This is a genomic window from Stenotrophomonas sp. Steno-Z1, assembly GCF_056393175.1.
In genome coordinates, this window is the sequence record NZ_JBWJPB010000001.1 from 419,191 (window position 1) to 437,326 (window position 18,136).

13 protein-coding genes, 1 pseudogene and 1 riboswitch are annotated in these 18,136 nt (G+C 68.3%); of the genes and pseudogenes, 9 read left to right on the top strand and 5 right to left on the bottom strand.

The annotated features are described in order from the left end of the window. Positions 1-121: 121 nt before the first annotated feature. From AC06FD_RS01710 to AC06FD_RS01720, 3 genes are all read left to right on the top strand, one after another. Complete coding sequence (locus AC06FD_RS01710) at positions 122-721, top strand: transcriptional regulator (protein WP_478076834.1); 600 nt, start codon at positions 122-124, stop codon at positions 719-721. Further along, a complete protein-coding gene (locus AC06FD_RS01715; RefSeq protein ID WP_259206176.1) occupies positions 684-1,097 on the top strand; it encodes a hypothetical protein in 414 nt (137 codons plus the stop codon). The genes AC06FD_RS01710 and AC06FD_RS01715 overlap by 38 nt, the downstream gene beginning before the upstream one ends. A 141-nt stretch (positions 1,098-1,238) precedes the next feature. Continuing rightward, positions 1,239-3,365: a methyl-accepting chemotaxis protein gene (locus AC06FD_RS01720; RefSeq protein ID WP_478076835.1), complete on the top strand. Its 2,127-nt coding sequence runs from the start codon at positions 1,239-1,241 to the stop codon at positions 3,363-3,365. Between the two features lie 399 nt (positions 3,366-3,764). Here AC06FD_RS01720 and AC06FD_RS01725 read toward each other — a convergent pair whose 3' ends face one another. Continuing rightward, the gene (locus tag AC06FD_RS01725) at positions 3,765-4,130 is read right to left on the bottom strand and encodes a hypothetical protein (RefSeq protein WP_259206172.1); all 366 of its coding nucleotides are present in this window, start codon (positions 4,128-4,130) and stop codon (positions 3,765-3,767) included. Between the two features lie 69 nt (positions 4,131-4,199). After that, positions 4,200-4,739 (bottom strand): hypothetical protein, encoded by a 540-nt coding sequence (locus AC06FD_RS01730; RefSeq protein ID WP_478076836.1) that lies wholly within the window; start codon positions 4,737-4,739, stop codon positions 4,200-4,202. Between the two features lie 145 nt (positions 4,740-4,884). Here AC06FD_RS01730 and AC06FD_RS01735 point away from each other — a divergent pair, with 145 nt between their 5' ends. Then, positions 4,885-5,697: a hypothetical protein gene (locus AC06FD_RS01735; protein ID WP_478076837.1), complete on the top strand. Its 813-nt coding sequence runs from the start codon at positions 4,885-4,887 to the stop codon at positions 5,695-5,697. An 81-nt stretch (positions 5,698-5,778) separates the two neighbouring features. On the opposite strand, the pseudogene AC06FD_RS01740 reads toward AC06FD_RS01735, so the two are convergent. Further along, positions 5,779-6,009 (bottom strand): annotated as a pseudogene (locus AC06FD_RS01740) (HupB); the annotation flags it as partial. Positions 6,010-6,038: 29 nt separating this feature from the next. Next, positions 6,039-8,123, bottom strand: coding sequence for a catalase (locus AC06FD_RS01745; RefSeq protein WP_478076838.1), 2,085 nt, complete (start codon positions 8,121-8,123; stop codon positions 6,039-6,041). Positions 8,124-8,301: 178 nt separating this feature from the next. Here AC06FD_RS01745 and AC06FD_RS01750 point away from each other — a divergent pair, with 178 nt between their 5' ends. After that, positions 8,302-9,012, top strand: a complete 711-nt coding sequence (locus AC06FD_RS01750; protein WP_259206164.1) for an AraC family transcriptional regulator — start codon at positions 8,302-8,304, stop codon at positions 9,010-9,012. 81 nt (positions 9,013-9,093) lie between these two features. Continuing rightward, positions 9,094-10,488, top strand: a complete 1,395-nt coding sequence (locus AC06FD_RS01755; RefSeq protein ID WP_478076839.1) for an amino acid permease — start codon at positions 9,094-9,096, stop codon at positions 10,486-10,488. A 1,444-nt stretch (positions 10,489-11,932) separates the two neighbouring features. Here the strand turns inward: AC06FD_RS01755 and gcvP are convergent. Further along, a complete protein-coding gene (gene gcvP, locus AC06FD_RS01760) occupies positions 11,933-14,827 on the bottom strand; it encodes an aminomethyl-transferring glycine dehydrogenase (protein WP_478076840.1) in 2,895 nt (964 codons plus the stop codon). An 88-nt stretch (positions 14,828-14,915) separates the two neighbouring features. Continuing rightward, positions 14,916-15,017: riboswitch (glycine riboswitch) on the bottom strand. A gap of 279 nt (positions 15,018-15,296) precedes the next feature. Between gcvP and AC06FD_RS01765 the strand changes: the two genes are divergently transcribed. From AC06FD_RS01765 to AC06FD_RS01775, 3 genes are all read left to right on the top strand, one after another. Continuing rightward, entirely contained in the window at positions 15,297-16,520 is a 1,224-nt protein-coding gene (locus AC06FD_RS01765) for a multidrug effflux MFS transporter (protein WP_259206155.1), read from the top strand. Positions 16,521-16,683: 163 nt separating this feature from the next. Then, on the top strand, positions 16,684-17,577 hold the full coding sequence (locus AC06FD_RS01770; RefSeq protein WP_478076841.1) for a siderophore-interacting protein: 894 nt from the start codon (positions 16,684-16,686) through the stop codon (positions 17,575-17,577). A gap of 79 nt (positions 17,578-17,656) precedes the next feature. Beyond that, positions 17,657-18,049: a hypothetical protein gene (locus AC06FD_RS01775; RefSeq protein WP_259206151.1), complete on the top strand. Its 393-nt coding sequence runs from the start codon at positions 17,657-17,659 to the stop codon at positions 18,047-18,049. The last annotated feature ends 87 nt before the right edge of the window (positions 18,050-18,136 follow it).

Below are 18,136 nucleotides of genomic sequence, written 5' to 3' on the forward strand. Positions count from 1 at the left end.
TGTGCCAGGGCCACGCGCCTGGAACCTGAGCTGCTTGCAAATACCCAATATGGGTATTAACGTACCCAATATGGGTACTAAATCTCCCGCACCTCGCCTTCCGTCCAACCGATCATCTGGCTTGGCTGACGCTCTGTTCACCCAGACCCAGCAACGCGTGTTGGGGATGTTGTTCGGACAGCCGCATCGCGCGTTCGGGGTAGCGGAGCTGATTGCATCGATCGGCGCGGGCTCCGGTGCGGTGCAGCGGGAGTTGGCCAAGCTGGCCGCTGCCGGCTTGGTCAGCGTCAGGGCATCGGGTAACCAGAAGCGCTACCAAGCCAGCGCCGAGTCTCCGATCCATGACGAACTGGTGGCGATCGTGCAGAAGACCGTCGGTCTGGCCGCGCCACTGTGCGAGGCGTTGCTGCCGCTGCAGGAGCAGATCGCCGCCGCGTTCGTGTACGGCTCCATTGCCAAGCGTACCGATACCGCACGCAGCGACATCGATCTCATGATCCTGTCCGACACGCTCGGCTATGCCGAAGTGATGCAAGCGTTGGATGGGGCCGAGGGGCGGCTGGGGCGACCGGTGCATCCGACGCTGTATTCAAGCGCTGAATTCACATCGCGGGTTCACGATCAAAATTCCTTCTTGATGCGCGTGCTGGAGCAGCCCAAGATCTGGGTCATTGGAGAACATGATGATCTCAGCGCTGGACAATCTGGCCGGACCGGGTAAATCCCTCAGCGCCGAACGGCCTGATCCGCGGGAAATCGCAGGGTTGCAGCGATCAGGACTGGCCCGGTTGCACGATGCACGCAATACCTCGCTTTCCCTGGAGAGCCGCTTCGACCTGGCCTACAACGCGGCGCACGCGCTGTGTTTGAGCGCGCTGCGACAACACGGCTTTCGGCCGGCGCAGCGCTACATTGTTTTCCAGGTCCTTCCGCATACGCTCGGCTTGGGGCCAGAGGTATGGCGTGTGCTGGACAAGTGCCATCAGCAGCGCAATGTCGCCGAGTACGAGGGCGAACTGGACGTCAGTGAGCGCCTGGTGCTGGATTTGATCATCGCCTGCGACCAGGTGCGCCGGGCAATGGGGCTGAACGACTGAGCGGGCGCCCGCGGCCTGGTGCTGAGCCCATCAGCCACATCCACCCCAAAAGTGAACCGACGCCGTTCCGTTAAGACTACGTGATCAAGAACGCGCCCGCGTGGGCCGATAACCCGGCACCCCCCACGTTTGGATGCAGTCATGGATTTCTTGAGGAACGTCAGCGTCGTCTGGCGTCTAGGTATGGGCTTCGGCCTGTTGTTGCTGCTGGTCGCGGCCGTGGTCGCCACCGGTGCCACCGGCAGCGCGGTGCAGAAGCATGCGATGCAGGACGTGGTCGACGTCGGCGTGGCCAAGGTGCGGCTGCTGTCGGAGATGCTCGACGCAAACAACCAGATGATGGTGGTGCGCCGCGAGATGCTGATCCGCCAGGGGCAGGACCGCGACGCCGACGAGGCGCGCATCGCCGACCTGGTCAAGCGCTACGAGGCCAGCTGGACCGCCTACCAGGCGCTGCCGGGCGATGCTGCGGGCAAGAAGATCGGTGAGCAGATCGCGGCCAGGCGTGCGGTCGCGCGCCCGTTGAACAAGCAGACCAGCGAGCTGATGGGGCAGGGCGACTTCCCCGCGGCGGTCGCCCTCACCCTGGGCCCGGTGCAGGAAGCGGCCAACGGCTGGAACAAGGCGCTCGCCAACGGCGTGGCGTATGAGGAAAAGGAAAGCCGCGCGGCAGCCGCCGAGGCGATCCGTCTGGGCGAACGCACCCTGCTGCAGCTGCTGGTCCTGGGCGGGATCGCGCTGCTGGTCGGCATCGCCGCCTCCGTGCTGATCGGACGCAGCCTGACCGGGCCGCTGGCACGTGCGGTGGGCCTGGCCGACCGCATGGCCCGTGGCGAGCTGGACCAGGACTTCCGCCTGGGCGGACGCGATGAACTGACCCTGCTCGGCAATGCCATGGGCAGCGTGCGCCAGAACGTGCAGGCCGCGATCACCGCGCAGTTGCAGATGGCGCAGCAGCACGAAGCCGGTGCGATCAGCTACCGCATGGATGCCGCCGCACTGCCGGGCGACTACGGGCGCATGCTGCGCGCGACCAACGAGCTGGTCGGCTCGCACGTGGACGTGCAGTCGCACATGGTCGATGTGATGGGCGAGTACGCCATCGGCGAGCTCAGCCGCGACCTCGACAGTTACCCGGGCGAGAAGGCGCTGCTGACCGGCACCATGGCCACGGTCAAGGCCAGCCTGATGGCGATCAACCAGCAGATCGACACCCTGGCCAGCGCCGCGCGCGCCGGCGATTTCTCGGTGCGTGGCGATGAGGCCGCGTTCCAGTTCCAGTTCCGCGCGATGGTCGCCAACCTCAACGGCATGATGGCCAGCTCGCAGTCCAGCATCGCCGACCTGTCCCAGGTGCTGCGCGCGATTTCCACCGGCGACCTGACCTCGCGCATGACCGGCCACTACGAGGGCGTGTTCGCACAGATGCGCGACGACGCCAATGTCACCGCCGCGCAGCTGACCGGCATCGTCCAGCAGATCCAGGGCGCGGCCGGCAGCATCAACGACGCCGCGCAGGAACTGGCCGCCGGCCACAACGATCTGTCGCGCCGCACCGAACAGCAGGCCGCCAACCTGGAAGAGGCGGCCGCCTCGATGGAAGAGCTGACGTCCACCGTGCGCCAGAACGCCGAACTGGCCAACCAGGCCGACCACGAAGCGCACGCGGCCGGTGCCGCGGTACGCGCCACCGAGCAGGCGATCGCGCAGATGGCCAAGGTCATGAGCGAGATCGACACCTCCTCGGCGCGCATCGGCGAGATTTCCTCGGTGATCGATGGGATCGCGTTCCAGACCAACATCCTGGCCTTGAACGCGGCGGTGGAAGCTGCCCGCGCCGGCGAGAACGGCCGCGGTTTCGCCGTGGTCGCCAGCGAAGTGCGCACCCTGGCCCAGCGCGCCGGCACCGCGGCCAAGGAGATCAAGGACCTGATCGACGCGTCCAGCGAGAAGGTCAGGACCGGGCTCAGCGTTACCGTGGAATCGGAGGCGGCGATCGCGCGCCTGACCCAGGCCAGCGCGCGCACCAACCAGTTGATGAGCGATATCGCTGCCGCCACCAAGGAGCAGGCCGCGGGCATCGAACAGGTCAACCAGGTGGTGGTGCAGATGGACCAGGTGACCCAGCAGAACGCGGCCCTGGTCGAAGAGGCCACCGCGGCCAGCCGCTCGCTGGAGCAGCAGGCGCACGCGCTCACCGAATCGGTGGCCGTGTTCAAGTTGGAGCAGGGCCACCCGCTGCGTACGGCGGCCAAACGCGCGGCCTGACCGCGCGGTATCGACGCGCGCCGGAGGCGTGGTGCATGCCCCCCGCGTGCGTGGCGCCGGCCACGCGCGCGTTCTCAGCGACGACAGGCAGTGCGGGCGACGGGGCAACGTGACCTCGCCCGGCCCGGCCCGGATGGCCCGTCCCACGACCCGGTGAGGTTGGTGCCGCGCCTGCGGGCGCTGGACGCGTTGCAGGGTGAAGGGTGCCCGCTCAAGGCCAGCGTAGCTGGGCGGGCCGGCCATGTGGCGCAGCACCGCCGGATCGGTCTGCGTCGGGGAGGGCTGCGACGCGCATGGGTACCGGGCATCGCAACGGAACTCACCCCGATCCGCGCGCAGGCGTTCGACCGGACCGCACATCCATGTATGCCCCGGCCCGGGTCCAGCGCCCTGAGCGCATCACCCCGGGAGCATCAGCCGCGGCAGGTAGAACCAGGTCACCAGCAGCATCAGGCTGCAGAACAGGGCACTGAAGTAGTTCAGTGCGGCCAGTGTGGCCAGCACGAAGGCGCGATGCGGTGCGCCGCGCTGCGCGCGCCAGACGTACAGGGCGGCCAGCAGCGTGGCCACGCCGACGCCGCAGAGCAGCAGCGGCGACTGCGGCAGCCACTGCGCGTTGAAGCGGGTCATGAGCGGGAGGTGGCCGCCCGGGCCGGTCAGGGACGCGGCCGGAAACAGTGCCAGCACGCCGGACAGGTGCGAGGCGGTGACCAGCACCGCGATCAGGCTGGAGAGGTACAGGAACGCGCCGATCCAACGGGTCATGCTGTTTTCCTTGGGTCTCGATGCTGGCGATGCAGCGTTCGCTGCGAGCGCGACGGTGCCGAGGCGGCGTCAGCGAACATTGAAGGTGGCCTGCAGCGGTAATGCCACGCCGCGGTTGGCGTCGGTCAGGGTGATCCTCACCGTCCAGGTGCCGCGCGGGTCGGTGGCTTCGGCAAGGAAGCGCACGCCCTCGGAGGACAGGTAGATCAGGCCCGGATCGGCCCCGGGCCGGCCCTGGAAGCAGGGCAGGTCGCGCTGGTCCATGGTCGCGCTGCCATCCGGGCGGTTGACCCGCACGTCGCAGCGCACGTTGCTGGTGCCATCGGCGCCGGGCAGCGGATTGGACAGGAAGGCCACGATGTACAGTTCGCCGCCGTTGCGCACGTCCTGGGCGGCCTCGAAGCGCGGTTGGTCGCCGGTGGTGGCGTCCCAGATGGCGCGCCATTGCGGGTTGTCGGTGACCACCAGGCTGGCGCTGAAGCCACGCGCGGCGGCACTGGCCGAGCGCTGCGCCATCGGCGTGCCGTCGGCATTGCGCCAGGCGCTCTGGGCCAGGCCGTTGAAGGGCAACAACAGGGCCATCATGGCCAACAGCAACGGACTGCGCATGCGTGCTCCTCGGGGGGCCGCGGGTGGCGGCGTGCAGGGAGTATCGCCGATGCCGGGCCGTCCATGCCAAGGCCGGGGCCCCCAAGGCCGCCTTCCACCCCGTGCCGATATCGGCGATGCTCTGGCCGGGGCGACAGGGGACGATATGGACAACCGGGAACAGGGCGACATCCACGGCGATGTGCCGGCCATCGCGCACCTCGGTGCCGCGCCGCTGCCGGCGCCGGCCGACGGCACGCCCACCGACTGGTCGGTGCTGCCGGCGGTGCGGGGCAATGAAGACTCGGTGGTGATGGAACTGTGGCGGCTGCTGCGCCAGGAACCGGCGCTGATCGTGAGCGCCGGCTACGTGCTGCTGTCGCTGCTCGGCCTGTGGTCGAGCTACTTCTTCTACCTGCGCTTCCAGTTGTCGATCCTGGATTACCTGCAGATCAGCGACTTCCTGGTCGCCGGCCTGCGCGATCCGGCCTATGCCGGCATCCTGGGCGGCGGCATGCTGCTGGCGATCCTGGTGACCTGGCCGGACACGCTGCGCCGGCGCAACCCGGACAAGGTAGAGGCGCTGCGGGCGCGGCACTGGGCATGGCGCGTGGTGTTCTCGCGCTCCTGGCTCACCAGTTGGGACATTTCCGGGCTGCGCCCGTTGACCGGCGTGTCCGTGGCGGTGGTCTGCTACATGGCCCTCGGCGCGGCGATCTACTCGCTGAACAAGGCCGAGAACATCCGCGATGCCGGGCAGGGCACCCGGGTGGTGGTCCACCTCGCCGGTGATGGTGCGCCGCTGCCGGGCGACGCGCGGCTGCTCGGCAGCAGCAGTGCGTTCGTGTTCCTGTGGTGGCCGCAGCAGCATCGTGCGGAGGCCGTGCCGATCTCGGCGATCAAACGCATGCAGTCGGTGGTGGTGCCACCAACGGGCGCCGTTGCGCCGGCGCCAAGGCCGGTCGCCGCCGCACGCTGAGCCCCGCGCCCGGCGGGCAATGCGCGTGGATGCTGCAGCCCGGGGCTGCAGCATCCACGCGTTGTTTCAGCGCGCGATCTTCTTCTTCGTTGCGGTCTTGCTGGCCGGAGTCTTCTTCGTGGCTGTCTTCTTCACCGCTGCCTTGCTGGCCGGCGCATGCTTCTTGCCGCCGCCGTCCTGCTTGTTCACCGTCGCCCAGGCGATGCGCGCGGCGGCGTCCTCGCCGCGCCCCTGTTCCTTCTCGCTCTCTTCGATGTGTTCGGCCTGGCGCTTCTGCGCGTCGGTATAACCGGATTTGTCACCGCGGGGCATGCGCGCGCTCCTGTGATCGTCGAATGGGCTCAGGCCAGCGTGCGCACCTTCGGCTCGCGTGCCCACTGCCGGGTGCCTGCGGCCGCGAGGAAGCCCTTGGCATCCTCGGCCTCGACCACGCCGGCATCGTTGCCCACGCGCGCGGCCTTGAGCAGGGCCTGCGCGCCCTCATCGGCGGCGATCGCCTTCAGGTGCGCCCATGCGTCGGCCACGAAATCGATCGCCGCCGATTCCTTCTGCAACCGCTTGGCCGCGTCGTTGCTGAGCACCACCGCCACCGCGTCGAACACCACCGACGGCGTGCCGGCAAGCTGGCCATCGGCCGCCAGCGTCTTGCCATCGCTGAGCTTGCCCCCGCCGATCTTCGGCGCGACCAGCTTGACCTTGGCCCCGGCTTTTTCCGCGGCCTTGCGCAGGTTGTTGATCAGCCCCGCATCCGAGCCTTCGTCGAACAGGATGCCGATGCAGCGCCCTTTCAGCAGGTCCTTGGTGCGGCCGATCACGCGGACTTCCGGCGCCCGCGGGAAATCCTTGGCCGGGGTGGCGGTCGGTGCCGGATCCGGCAGGGCCGGCATCGCCAGGCCGGCAGCGACCCGTTTGGCCAGCGACTCGTCGATGTTGCGCAGGTGGCTCACGGTGCGCTCGCGCACCTTGACCGTTTCCACCTTGGACAGCTCGAACACCAGTGCCGAGGCCAGGTGCGCCTGCTCGGGCACTTCCAGGCTGCGGAAGAACATCCGCGCCTGGCTGTAGTGGTCGGCGAAGCTGGCCGCGCGCACGCGCCCCTTCACCCCATCGTCGGGCGCGGTGGCGTGGCTGGGGAAGCCGTCGCGCGTCTCGCGCGGGCTGTCGTCCTGCAGCGAGCTGGGGTCGTACGCTACCCGGCCCTTGGGAATGCCCATCTGCATGTGGCCATCGCGCTGGTGATTGGCGAACGGGCACTTGGGCGCGTTGACCGGGATCTGGTGGAAATTGGGGCCACCGAGGCGGCTGAGCTGGGTGTCCAGGTAGGAGAACAGCCGCCCCTGCAGCAGCGGATCGTTGCTGAAGTCGATGCCCGGCGGCACGTTGGCCGGGCAATAGGCCACCTGCTCGGTCTCGGCGAAGAAATTGTCCGGCCAGCGATCCAGCACCATCCGCCCGATCACGGTCAGCGGCACCAGCGACTCGGGAATGATCTTGGTCGGGTCCAGGTGGTCGAACGGGAACGCCTCGGCCTCTTCCTCGCTGAACAGCTGCACCGCCAGCTCCCACTCTGGGAAATCGCCGCCGGTGATCGCCTCGAACAGGTCGCGGCGGTGGAAGTCGTTGTCGGCGCCCTGCAGCTTTACTGCCTCGTCCCACACCGTGGACTGGATGCCTTGCTTGGGCCGCCAATGGAACTTCACGAAGGTCGACCCACCCGCGTCGTCGAGCAGGCGGAAGCTGTGGATGCCGAAGCCTTCTATCGTGCGCAGCGAGCGCGGGATGGTGCGGTCGCTCATCGCCCACATGATCATGTGCATCGACTCGGGCATCAGCGAGACGAAATCCCAGAAAGTGTCGTGCGCGCTGGCCGCCTGCGGGAAGGCGCGGTCCGGTTCCATCTTCACCGCGTGGATCAGGTCGGGGAACTTGATCGCATCCTGGATGAAGAACACCGGGATGTTGTTGCCCACCAGGTCCCAGTTGCCTTCCTTGGTATAGAACTTCACCGCGAAGCCGCGCACGTCGCGCGGGGTGTCCACCGAACCGGCGCCGCCGGCCACCGTGGAGAAGCGGGTGAACACGGGGGTGCGCACGCCGACCTCGGTGAGCACGCGCGCGCGGGTGAACTCGTGCAGCGAGCGGGTCAGCTCGAAGTAGCCGTGGGCCGCGCTGCCGCGCGCGTGCACGATGCGCTCGGGGATGCGCTCATGGTCGAAGTGGGTGATCTTCTCGCGCAGGATGAAGTCTTCCAGCAACGTCGGCCCGCGCGGGGTATCGCGCAGCGAGTTCTGGTTGTCGGCCACCGGGATGCCCTGGTTGGTGGTCAGCGCGGGATGGCCGGCGCCGGCGTGCTGGTGCAGTTCGTCACCCTCGCCACGGCTGTCGGTGGGCGGGGCGGGTTTGGTGCGGGGCTTGCTGGCGGCCATGAGGCACTCCGGGGGCTGGCGTGGGTTCAACGCCTCACAGTGGCGGTGTCCGCGTTAATCGCCAGTGCGAAAACCGGGCGGGGCATGCACCCACGCTTCACATGCGGCCGCCGGGCGCTGGGTCGGGCGCGGCCAGGCGCGTATCCTTGCCGGGTGTCCATCCGCCTCCCGCTGCCGCATGCGCGTTGAACCCGCCGACATCGAAGCCCTGTTTGATGCGATCCCCGACGTGCTGTTCTTCATGAAGGACCGCGACGGGCGCTATACGCACATCAACCAGACCATGCTGCGCCGGCTGGGGCTGAAGTCGCGCAAGGAGGTGATCGGGCGCACCGCCGCGGAAATCTATCCCACCGGGCTGGGGGCCGACTACGCCACCCAGGACGAGCAGGTGCTGGGCGGCCGGGTGATCGAGAACCTGATGGAGCTGCACCTGTTCGCCAACCGCGAGCCGGGTTGGTGCCTGACCTGCAAGCGGCCGCTGCTGGTCGATGGCCAGGTCAAGGGCCTGATCGGCATCTCGCGCGACCTGGGCCAGAAAGACAGCCTGGGCACCCAGTACGAGCAGCTGCGACTGGCGCTGGCCCATCTGAACGCGCATTACGCCGAGAACGTCCGCATGCAGACCCTGCTGGACATCACCGGGTTCTCGCTGTCCAAGCTGGAGCGCACCTTCCGCAAGGTGTTCCAGATGACGCCGCAGCAGGTGCTCACGCGCCTGCGCATCCAGATGGCGGTGCACCTGCTGCACGGGCCGGACAGCATCGCCAGCATCGGCCAGGCCTGCGGGTTTACCGACCAGAGCGCGTTCACCCGCAAGTTCAAGGCCGAGGTCGGGGTCTCCCCGCGCGGCTACCGGGCGCAGATCGGCGAGCGCAGCGAAGCCTGAGGCCGGCCGGGCCGTGTGGCCTATCCCGCCGGCCGGCTGGACAGGGTATCGTGTCGCACCTGTTGCCCGCCTGCGATTCCGATGCCCGCATCCCAGACTCCGCCGCCCGCCACCACGCCCGCCGATACCCGCCTGGGCCACGCGCTCAAGCCCCGCCAGCTGATCATGATGGGCCTGGGCAGCGCGATCGGCGCCGGCCTGTTCCTGGGCTCCGGCGTCGGCGTGCAGGCCGCCGGGCCGGCGGTGCTGCTGTCCTATCTGGTCGCCGGTGCGCTGGTGATCATCGTGATGAACGCGCTCGGCGAAATGGCCGCGGCCAAGCCGACCAGCGGCGCGTTCTCGGTGTATGCCGCCGACGCCATGGGCGCCACCGCCGGGGCCACCGTAGGCTGGTTGTGGTGGGTGCAGCTGGTGATCGTGATCGCGGCCGAGGCGGTGGGGGCGGCCGGGTTGCTGGCCACGGTCTGGCCGGTGGTGCCGGTGCCGATGGCGGCGCTGGCCTTCATGCTGTTCTTCACCGCGATCAACCTGCTCGGGGTGAAGAATTTCGGCGAGTTCGAATTCTGGTTCGCGATCCTCAAGGTGGTGGCGATCATCGCCTTCATCCTGATCGGCGTCGCGCTGTTGATGGGTTGGCTGCCGGACGTGGCCTCGCCGGGCCTGTCCAACTTCACCGACCACGGCGGCTTCGCGCCCAAGGGCCTGGCCGGCGTCGGCGCGGCGCTGCTGGTGGTGGTGTTCGCCTTCGGCGGCACCGAGATCGTGGCGGTGGCCGCCGCCGAAACCGAAGACCCCGAGCGCAGCATCGCCCGCGCCATCCGCACCGTGGCCTGGCGCATCCTGGTGTTCTACATCGGCTCGCTGAGCGTGATCATCGCGGTGGTGCCGTGGACCAGCGAAGCGCTGAAGTCGCCGTTCGCCGCCGTGCTGCAGGTGGCCAACATCCCGGGGGCGGCCACGGCGATCACCTTGATCGCGGTGATTGCGCTGCTGTCGGCGCTCAACGCCAACCTGTATGGCGCCTCGCGCATGATGTACTCGCTGGCCCAGCGCCAGGAAGCGCCGGCGGTGCTGGGCTGGGCCGACCCGCGCCAGGTGCCGATCATCGCGGTCCTGGCCAGCGTACTGTTCGGCTTTGCCGCCACCGTGATGGAGCTGCTGTTCCCGGACAGGGTGCTGCCGGTGCTGCTCAACATCGTCGGTTCCACCTGCCTGCTGGTGTGGACGATCTCGCTGCTGTCCCAGCTGATCCTGCGCCACCGCGCCAACCGCGACGGCACCCGCCTGCCGTTCCGGATGGCCGGCTACCCGTACCTCACCTTGATCGGCCTGGGCGTGCTCGCGCTGATCTTCGGCCTGCTGCTCTCCGAATCGCACACCCGCCTGCAGTTCCTGTCGATGGCCGCGCTCACCGCGGTGATCGCGATCAGCAGCGAAATCGCCCGACGCGTGCGCCGAAAGAACGGCGAGGCCTGACGCACCAGCCCCGCCCATGGCTCGTGGCTCGTGGCGTCCCACGGTGGATCCACGCCAATGACCGCGACGTAAAAACCGTAGATCCACGCCATGCGTGGATGCGGCCCCAGCAATGGCCCGCGACGTAAAAACACCGTAGATCCACGCCATGCGTGGATACCGCGCGCCAATGGCCCCGACGGAAAAACCCCGTAGATCCACGCCATGCGTGGATACCGCGCGCCAATGGCCCCCGACGGAAAAACCCCGTAGATCCACGCCATGCGTGGATACCGCGCGCAGCGCGGCAAAGCCCACCGAAGCCGCGCGACCACGGCGCAACCAAACCGCCCGACTTTCACCCCCAGCCGAAGAAGACCGTCCCCGGGTTCATGACGCCGGAACGGAGAGCATCCACGCATGGCGTGGATCTACGATTGGATCCGCATACATACCGCCCGGCCAAAATCCCATGACGTTCCACCGTAGATCCACGCCATGCGTGGATACCGCGCGCAGCGCGGCAAAGCCAGCCGAAGCCGCGCGACCACGGCGCAACCAACCCGTCCGACGTTCAACCCCGGCCGAAGAAGACCGTCCGGGTTCATGGCGCCGGAACGGAGAGCATCCACGCATGGCGTGAATCTACGATTGATCCGCGTCCATACGGCCCCGCCAATGACCCGCGACGTTCCACCGTAGATCCACGCCATGCGTGGATACCGCGCGAAGCGCGGCAACGCCCGCCGACGCCCAGCGACCACGGCGCAACCAGACCGTCCGACGTTCACCCCAGGCCGAAGAAGACCGTCCGGGTTCATGGCGCCGGAACGAAGAGCATCCACGCATGGCGTGGATCTACGATTGATCCGCGTGCACACCGCCCGGCCAAAACCCCATGACGTTCCACCGTAGATCCACGCCATGCGTGGATACCGCGCGCAGCGCGGCAAAGCCAGCCGAAGCCGCGCGACCACGGCGCAACCAAACCGTCCGACGTTCAACCCCGGCCGAAGAAGACCGTCCGGGTTCATGGCGCCGGAACGGAGAGCATCCACGCATGGCGTGGATCTACGATTGATCCGCGTCCATACGGCCCCGCCAATGACCCGCGACGTTCCACCGTAGATCCACGCCATGCGTGGATACCGCGCGAAGCGCGGCAACGCCCAGCGACCACGGCGCAACCAGACCGCCCGACGTTCACCCCCAGCCGAAGAAGACCGCCCGGGTTCATGGCGCCGGAACGAAGAGCATCCACGCATGGCGTGGATCATGATCGATCTGTGTGGATACCGCCCGAACAATGACCCGCGACGTAAAAACACCGTAGATCCACGCCATGCGTGGATACCGCGCGCAGCGCGGCAAACCCCCTCCGCAGCACACGACCCACGCACCGCCCCGCAACAAAAAAACGGCCCGCTTGCGCGGGCCGTCCTTCGTTGCAGCCGGGCGGGGTGGCTCAGACCTCCACGCCCTCGTCTTCCTTGTACGCATCCACCGGGATGCACGCACACATCACGTTCTTGTCGCCGTACACGTTGTCCACGCGCGCCACCGGCGGCCAGTACTTCTGCTGGCGCAGGCTCGCCAGCGGGAAGGCCGCCAGCTCGCGCGGGTAGGCGTGCGCCCACTCGCTGGCCGACACCGCGGTGGCGGTGTGCGGGGCGTGCTTGAGCGGGTTGTCCTCGCGGTCCAGGCGGCCGTCCTCGATCGCGGCAATCTCTTCGCGGATCTGGATCATCGCGTTGATGAAGCGGTCCAGCTCGTGCAGCGATTCGCTCTCGGTCGGTTCCACCATCAGCGTGCCGGCGACCGGGAAGCTCAGGGTCGGGGCATGGAAGCCGAAATCGATCAGGCGCTTGGCCACGTCCTCGGCGCCGATGCCGGAGGTCTTCTCCAGCGGTCGCACGTCCAGGATGCACTCGTGCGCCACCAGCCCGTTGCGGCCGGTGTACAGGGTCTTGAAGTGCGGGGCCAGGCGCTTGGCGATGTAGTTGGCGTTGAGCAGCGCGACCTGGGTCGCCTTGCGCAGGCCGGCGGTGCCCATCAGGGTGATGTACATCCAGCTGATCGGCAGGATCGAGGCGCTGCCGAAGCTGGCCGCGCTGACCATGCCGACATCGCCTTCGCCGCCCAGCACCTTGGGCAGGAACGGGGCGAGGTGCGACTTGACCGCACACGGGCCGACGCCCGGGCCGCCGCCGCCGTGCGGGATGCAGAAGGTCTTGTGCAGGTTCAGGTGCGACACGTCCGAGCCCCACTTGCCGGGCTTGGCCACGCCGACCAGGGCGTTCATGTTGGCGCCGTCGGTGTACACCTGGCCACCGTGCTTGTGCACGATCTCGCAGATGTCCACCACCTCTTCCTCGAACACGCCGTGCGTGGACGGGTAGGTGATCATCAGCGCGGCCAGGCGGTCGCTGTACTTCTCCGCATTGACGCGGATGTCATCCAGGTCGACGTTGCCGTTGGCATCGGTCTTGGTCACCACGACCTTCATGCCGCACATCTGCGCCGAGGCCGGGTTGGTGCCGTGCGCCGAATCCGGAATCAGGCAGACATCGCGGTGGCCTTCGCCGCGCGAGCGGTGATAGGCGCGGATCGCCAGCAGGCCGGCGTACTCGCCCTGCGCGCCGGAGTTCGGCTGCAGGCTCACAGCGTCATAGCCGGTGCACTCCACCAGCATCGCTTCCAGCCCGTCGATCAGTTCCTTGTAGCCGGTGGCCTGGTCGGCCGGGGCCAGCGGGTGGATGTTGGCGAACTCCGGCCAGGTCACCGGGATCATCTCGGCGGTGGCGTTGAGCTTCATGGTGCAGCTGCCCAGCGGGATCATGGTGCGATCCATCGCCAGGTCCTTGTCCGCCAGCGAACGCAGGTAACGCAGCAGTTCGTGCTCGCTGTGGTGGGTGTTGAACACCGGGTGGGTCAGGAAGGCGCTGGTGCGCACCAGGCCGGCCGGCAGTGCATCGGCGGTGGCCGCATCGAGCGCCTCCACATCGACGCTGGCACCGAACAGCTCGCCCAGCGCGATGATGTCGGCGCGGGTGGCGGTTTCATCCAGGCTGATGCCGACCGCGTCGCTGTCGATCGCGCGCAGGTTGATGCGCGCGGCCGCGGCCTTGGCGTGGATCGCCTTGGCGTCGATGCCCTTGACGTGCAGGGTGTCGAAGAAGTGCTCGCCCACGTTGACGCCGGCGCCGCGCAGTGCCGCGGCCAGGATCGCGGCCAGGCGATGGGTGCGGCGGGCGATGCGGGTCAGGCCGTCCGGGCCGTGGTAAACGGCATACATCGAGGCCATCACCGCCAGCAGCACCTGCGCGGTGCAGATGTTGGAGGTGGCCTTCTCGCGACGGATGTGCTGCTCGCGCGTCTGCAGGGTGAGGCGGTAGGCAGGATTGCCCTGCGCATCCACCGACACGCCGATCAGGCGGCCCGGCATCGAGCGCTTGTAGGCGTCGCGGCAGGCCATGAAGGCGGCATGTGGGCCGCCGAAACCGAACGGCACGCCGAAACGCTGCGAGTTGCCGACCACGATGTCCGCGCCCCATTCGCCGGGCGCGGCGATCAGGGTCAGGGCGAGCAGATCGGTGGCCACGGCCACCAGGCCGCCACGCGCGTGCACGGCGTCGGCCAGTGCCTTGTAGTCGCCGATATGGCCGAAGGTGTCCGGGTACTGCAGCAGAACGCCGTAGGCTTCGGCGTCCATCGCCTCGGCCGGGGTGCCCACGCGCAGCACGATGCCGAGCGGTTCCGCGCGGGTGCGCAGCAGTTCCAGCGTCTGCGGGTGCACGGCGTCGTGCACGAAGAAGGTGTCGGACTTGCTCTTGGCCGAGCGCTTGGCCAGGGTCATCGCTTCGGCGGCGGCGGTGGCTTCATCCAGCAGCGAGGCGTTGGCGATCTCCATGCCGGTCAGATCGGCGCACAGGGTCTGGAAGTTGATCAGCGCTTCCATGCGGCCCTGCGAAATCTCGGCCTGGTACGGGGTGTAGGCGGTGTACCACGCCGGGTTCTCCAGCACGTTGCGCAGGATGACGTTCGGGGTGAGCGTGCCGTAGTAGCCCTGGCCGATGAAGGTGCGGAACACCTGGTTCTTGTCGGCGATGGCGCGGATCTTGGCCAGCGCCTGCACTTCGGTCAGCGACTCGGGCAGGTCCAGCGGTGCCGGCGACTTGATCCCGGCCGGGACGATCGCATCGGTCAGCGCGTCCAGCGAGCCGTGGCCGACCACGTCGAGCATCTGCGCGATTTCGGCGTCGTTGGGGCCGATGTGGCGTTCGACGAACGCGTGGCTGTGTTCAAGCTCGCGCAGGGTAGGGGCACGCTGGGCGGAGGTATTCGGGGACATGGCTGGCATCTCGGAGAGTGGGCACGCACGTTCGGAAGGCGGCCGGGTCGAGGTGCTTCGCAGACGCGCGCGAACCACCGGACCTTGCGGTCTTCCTGGGTGCCCCTCTGTCCTTTTGCCTGAGAGTTTAAAAGCGCGCATCTGCGTGCTTCGTGCCCCTTCGGCGCCGGCAGTGGCCGGTCTCTCCAGAGTTTTGCTGCGGGTGGTATCGGGCCTGAGCGATTACGGGCGTTGCGCCTTCGGCAGCGGGTGTCCGCTTCTCCCACCATGGTGCCCGGCGATTATAGCCCAGCGTCCCCGCCGGCAACGGCCTTATGGCACATGAATGAGGGCCGCCGGAGCTGCGTCGATGGCCTTGTCGGCATGGTGCCGGGGCCGGCAAAGGCCTATGATGGCCGGATCCTCGTATTCATCTGGCGCCGCCCGTTCCGGGCTGGCGCCCGCCGTGCGTTCACGCATGGCCCAGACGGAAGACCGCATGACGCCCGCCTCGCCCTCGACCCGCCGCCTGGCCCTGCTGCTCGCAGGCCTGGCGATGTTCGGTCCGTTCTCCATCGACACCATTTTCCCGGCCTTCCTGCTGCTCGGCGAGCGCATGCAGGTCGACCAGGTGGCGGTGCAGCAGACCATCAGCGTGTACCTGCTGTTCTATGGCCTGATGAGCCTGGCCCACGGCCCGTTGTCCGATGCGTTCGGGCGCAGGCGGGTGATCATCGGTGGGCTGGTGCTGTTCATCGGTGCCTCGATCGGCTGCGCGCTGTCGCGCGACATGACCACGCTGCTGGTGTTCCGCGCCCTGCAGGGCGTCACCGCGGGGGTCGGGGTGATCGTCGGCCGCGCGGTGATCCGCGACCTCTACCACGGGGCCGACGCGCAGCGGCTGATGAGCCAGGTGTCGATGATCTTCGGCGTCGCCCCGGCGATCGCGCCGATCATCGGCGGCTGGATACTGCTCGGCGGCGGCGACTGGCCGCTGATCTTCTGGTTCCTGGTGCTGTTCGGCGTGGTCCTGCTGCTCGCCACCGGCAAGTGGCTGCCGGAAACCCACCCGGTGGAGGCGCGCACGCCGCTGTCGATGCGCGAACTGCTGCGCAGCTATGTGCGGATGGGCTCCAACCCGCGCCTGCTGCGCCTGGCCGCCGCCGGTGCATTCAATTTCTCCGGCATCTTCCTGTACATCGCCTCGGCGCCGGTGTTCGTGATGCAGCACCTCAAGCTGGGCGAGGGCGGCTTTGCGTGGCTGTTCATTCCCACCATTGGCGGCATGACGATGGGCTCGTTCCTGTCCGGTCGCATGGCCGGGCGCCTCACCGCGCAGCGCCAGATCGCGATCGGCTTCGGCCTGTGCGCGGTGTCGGCGCTGCTCAACCTGGGCTACGTGTTCTCGGTGCCGCAGATCATGCTGCCGTGGGCCGTGCTGCCGATCTTCCTCGGCGGCGTCGGCATGGCGCTGATCTTCCCGATCCTGGCGCTGGCGGTGCTGGACATGTACCCGCACCAGCGCGGGTTGGCCTCGTCGATGCAGATGTTCATCCAGTTGATGATCAACACCGTGGTGGCCGGCGTGGTCTCGCCGCTGCTCAGCGCCAGGCCGGTGCATCTGGCGCTGGGTTACGCCGGCTTCTTCGCCATCGGCGCCTCGTTCTGGTACTGGGAACGGCACCGCGAGCGGCGTCGCGACGTGCTCACCCCGATCGAGTAAGCCGTGTGCACGCCACGCGTGCGCGCCGTGCACGCGTGGCGAGGCCGGCATTGCCACGCCGCGGCACCGGCGTATCCTGTGCGCTCGCCAGCCAGTTCGTGTACCACGACAGCCAATACGCTCCCCTGCGGACCCCGTGTCCGCCGCACTCCAGGGTGATTGCATGGCTGCACAGCCGACCTACCGCCTGTTCGACGTCGCGCTCAAGCAGCGCACCGTCCTCTCCCCGTCGCTGACCCGCATGGTCTTTGCCGCGCCCGACGTGGCCAACATGAAGACCGAGGGGCCTGACCAGCGCATCAAGGTGTTTTTCCCGTTGCCCGGCCAGGAGGCGCCCGACGTGCCGCAGGGCGCGGACTGGTACGCCCGCTACCGCGCGCTCCCCGAGGGCGAGCGCGCGCCGATGCGCACCTACACCCTCCGTGCGCTGCGCCCCGAACTGGGCGAGGTGGACGTCGATTTCGTCCTGCACGGCGAGACCGGCCCCGCATCGCGCTGGGCCATGCACGCCCGCATCGGCGACCGCATCGGCCTGCTGGCGCCGGACGCGCAGGTGGCCGAAAGCAGCCAGGGCTGCGAATGGAAGCCGCCGGCCGGCGTGCGACGCGTCCTGCTGGTGGCCGACGACACCGCATTGCCGGCCGTGGCCGGGATCCTCGAGGCGCTGGCGCAGTGGCCGCATCCGCCGCAGGTGCAGGCGTTCCTGGAAGTGCAGCACGAGGCGGACGTGCTGCCGCTGGCGGCCCCGCTGGGGGCGCAGTTGTTCTGGCTGGTACGCGAGGGCGCCGCACACGGGCAGCGGCTGCAGGAGGCGGTGCGCGCGCGGATCGGGTCCGCCGCAACCCGCAGCGCCGACCAGACGCTGGCCGAGATCGATATCGACCAGGACATCCTCTGGGAGCAGGCCAGTGCCGAAGCCACCGGCCTGTACGCCTGGGTGGCAGGGGAGGCCGGCGCGGTGATGGCCATCCGCCGCCACCTGGTGAAGGACTGCGGCATCGACAAACGGTCCATCACGTTCATGGGCTATTGGCGCCACGGCAAGGTCCTCGACTGAGCCGTCAGGGCCAGCATCGGCGGGCCCGCCAGGGCCCGTGCGGTATCCTTGGCACTTTGCCGCAGTCCGGATTTCCCCCATGTCCACCACCTCCAAACTGCGCCGCGACATCCGCCGGCGCCGCGAAACCCAGGCCGCCAACCGCGAGCAGGCCAACGCCACGCCGGTTGAACCGCATGCGGAACTGCGCGACCAGCAGCGCACGCTGCTGGCCGGCATCGTCCGCCGGGATGGCGAGTGGGTGCTGGGCATGGATGGCCGCATCGCCGGCCAGACCCCCAGTGCAGCGCGGGTGCTGGCCTTGATCATGCAGGCCGCCGAACTGCACGAACGTGAAGGCACGCCGGTGCGACTGGTGTATTCCGATGCCTTGAAGGATGCCGCGCATGCCGAAGCAACGGCCGACGGCAAGGATTTCGAGCAGTTCAAGGTGGAGCTTGCCGCCAGCCTGAAGCGCCCGGCGCATTCCTGAGCGGGCGCCACGCGACGCGTGGGTGCTTTTCGTGCCGATGCGGATGACGTCTGAGGCCTGACGTGCGTTGCGCATTGCACGTTGCCG

What these genes read in the sequence shown, in the direction of transcription:
- AC06FD_RS01715 (WP_259206176.1), top strand. Translation starts at nt 684, where the DNA reads ATGATCTCAGCGCTGGACAATCTGGCCGGACCGGGTAAATCCCTCAGC.
- AC06FD_RS01720 (WP_478076835.1), top strand. Translation starts at nt 1,239, where the DNA reads ATGGATTTCTTGAGGAACGTCAGCGTCGTCTGGCGTCTAGGTATGGGC.
- AC06FD_RS01725 (WP_259206172.1), bottom strand. Translation starts at nt 4,130, where the DNA reads ATGACCCGTTGGATCGGCGCGTTCCTGTACCTCTCCAGCCTGATCGCG.
- AC06FD_RS01730 (WP_478076836.1), bottom strand. Translation starts at nt 4,739, where the DNA reads ATGCGCAGTCCGTTGCTGTTGGCCATGATGGCCCTGTTGTTGCCCTTC.
- AC06FD_RS01735 (WP_478076837.1), top strand. Translation starts at nt 4,885, where the DNA reads ATGGACAACCGGGAACAGGGCGACATCCACGGCGATGTGCCGGCCATC.
- AC06FD_RS01745 (WP_478076838.1), bottom strand. Translation starts at nt 8,123, where the DNA reads ATGGCCGCCAGCAAGCCCCGCACCAAACCCGCCCCGCCCACCGACAGC.
- AC06FD_RS01750 (WP_259206164.1), top strand. Translation starts at nt 8,302, where the DNA reads ATGCGCGTTGAACCCGCCGACATCGAAGCCCTGTTTGATGCGATCCCC.
- AC06FD_RS01755 (WP_478076839.1), top strand. Translation starts at nt 9,094, where the DNA reads ATGCCCGCATCCCAGACTCCGCCGCCCGCCACCACGCCCGCCGATACC.
- gcvP (WP_478076840.1), bottom strand. Translation starts at nt 14,827, where the DNA reads ATGCCAGCCATGTCCCCGAATACCTCCGCCCAGCGTGCCCCTACCCTG.
- AC06FD_RS01765 (WP_259206155.1), top strand. Translation starts at nt 15,297, where the DNA reads ATGACGCCCGCCTCGCCCTCGACCCGCCGCCTGGCCCTGCTGCTCGCA.
- AC06FD_RS01770 (WP_478076841.1), top strand. Translation starts at nt 16,684, where the DNA reads ATGGCTGCACAGCCGACCTACCGCCTGTTCGACGTCGCGCTCAAGCAG.
- AC06FD_RS01775 (WP_259206151.1), top strand. Translation starts at nt 17,657, where the DNA reads ATGTCCACCACCTCCAAACTGCGCCGCGACATCCGCCGGCGCCGCGAA.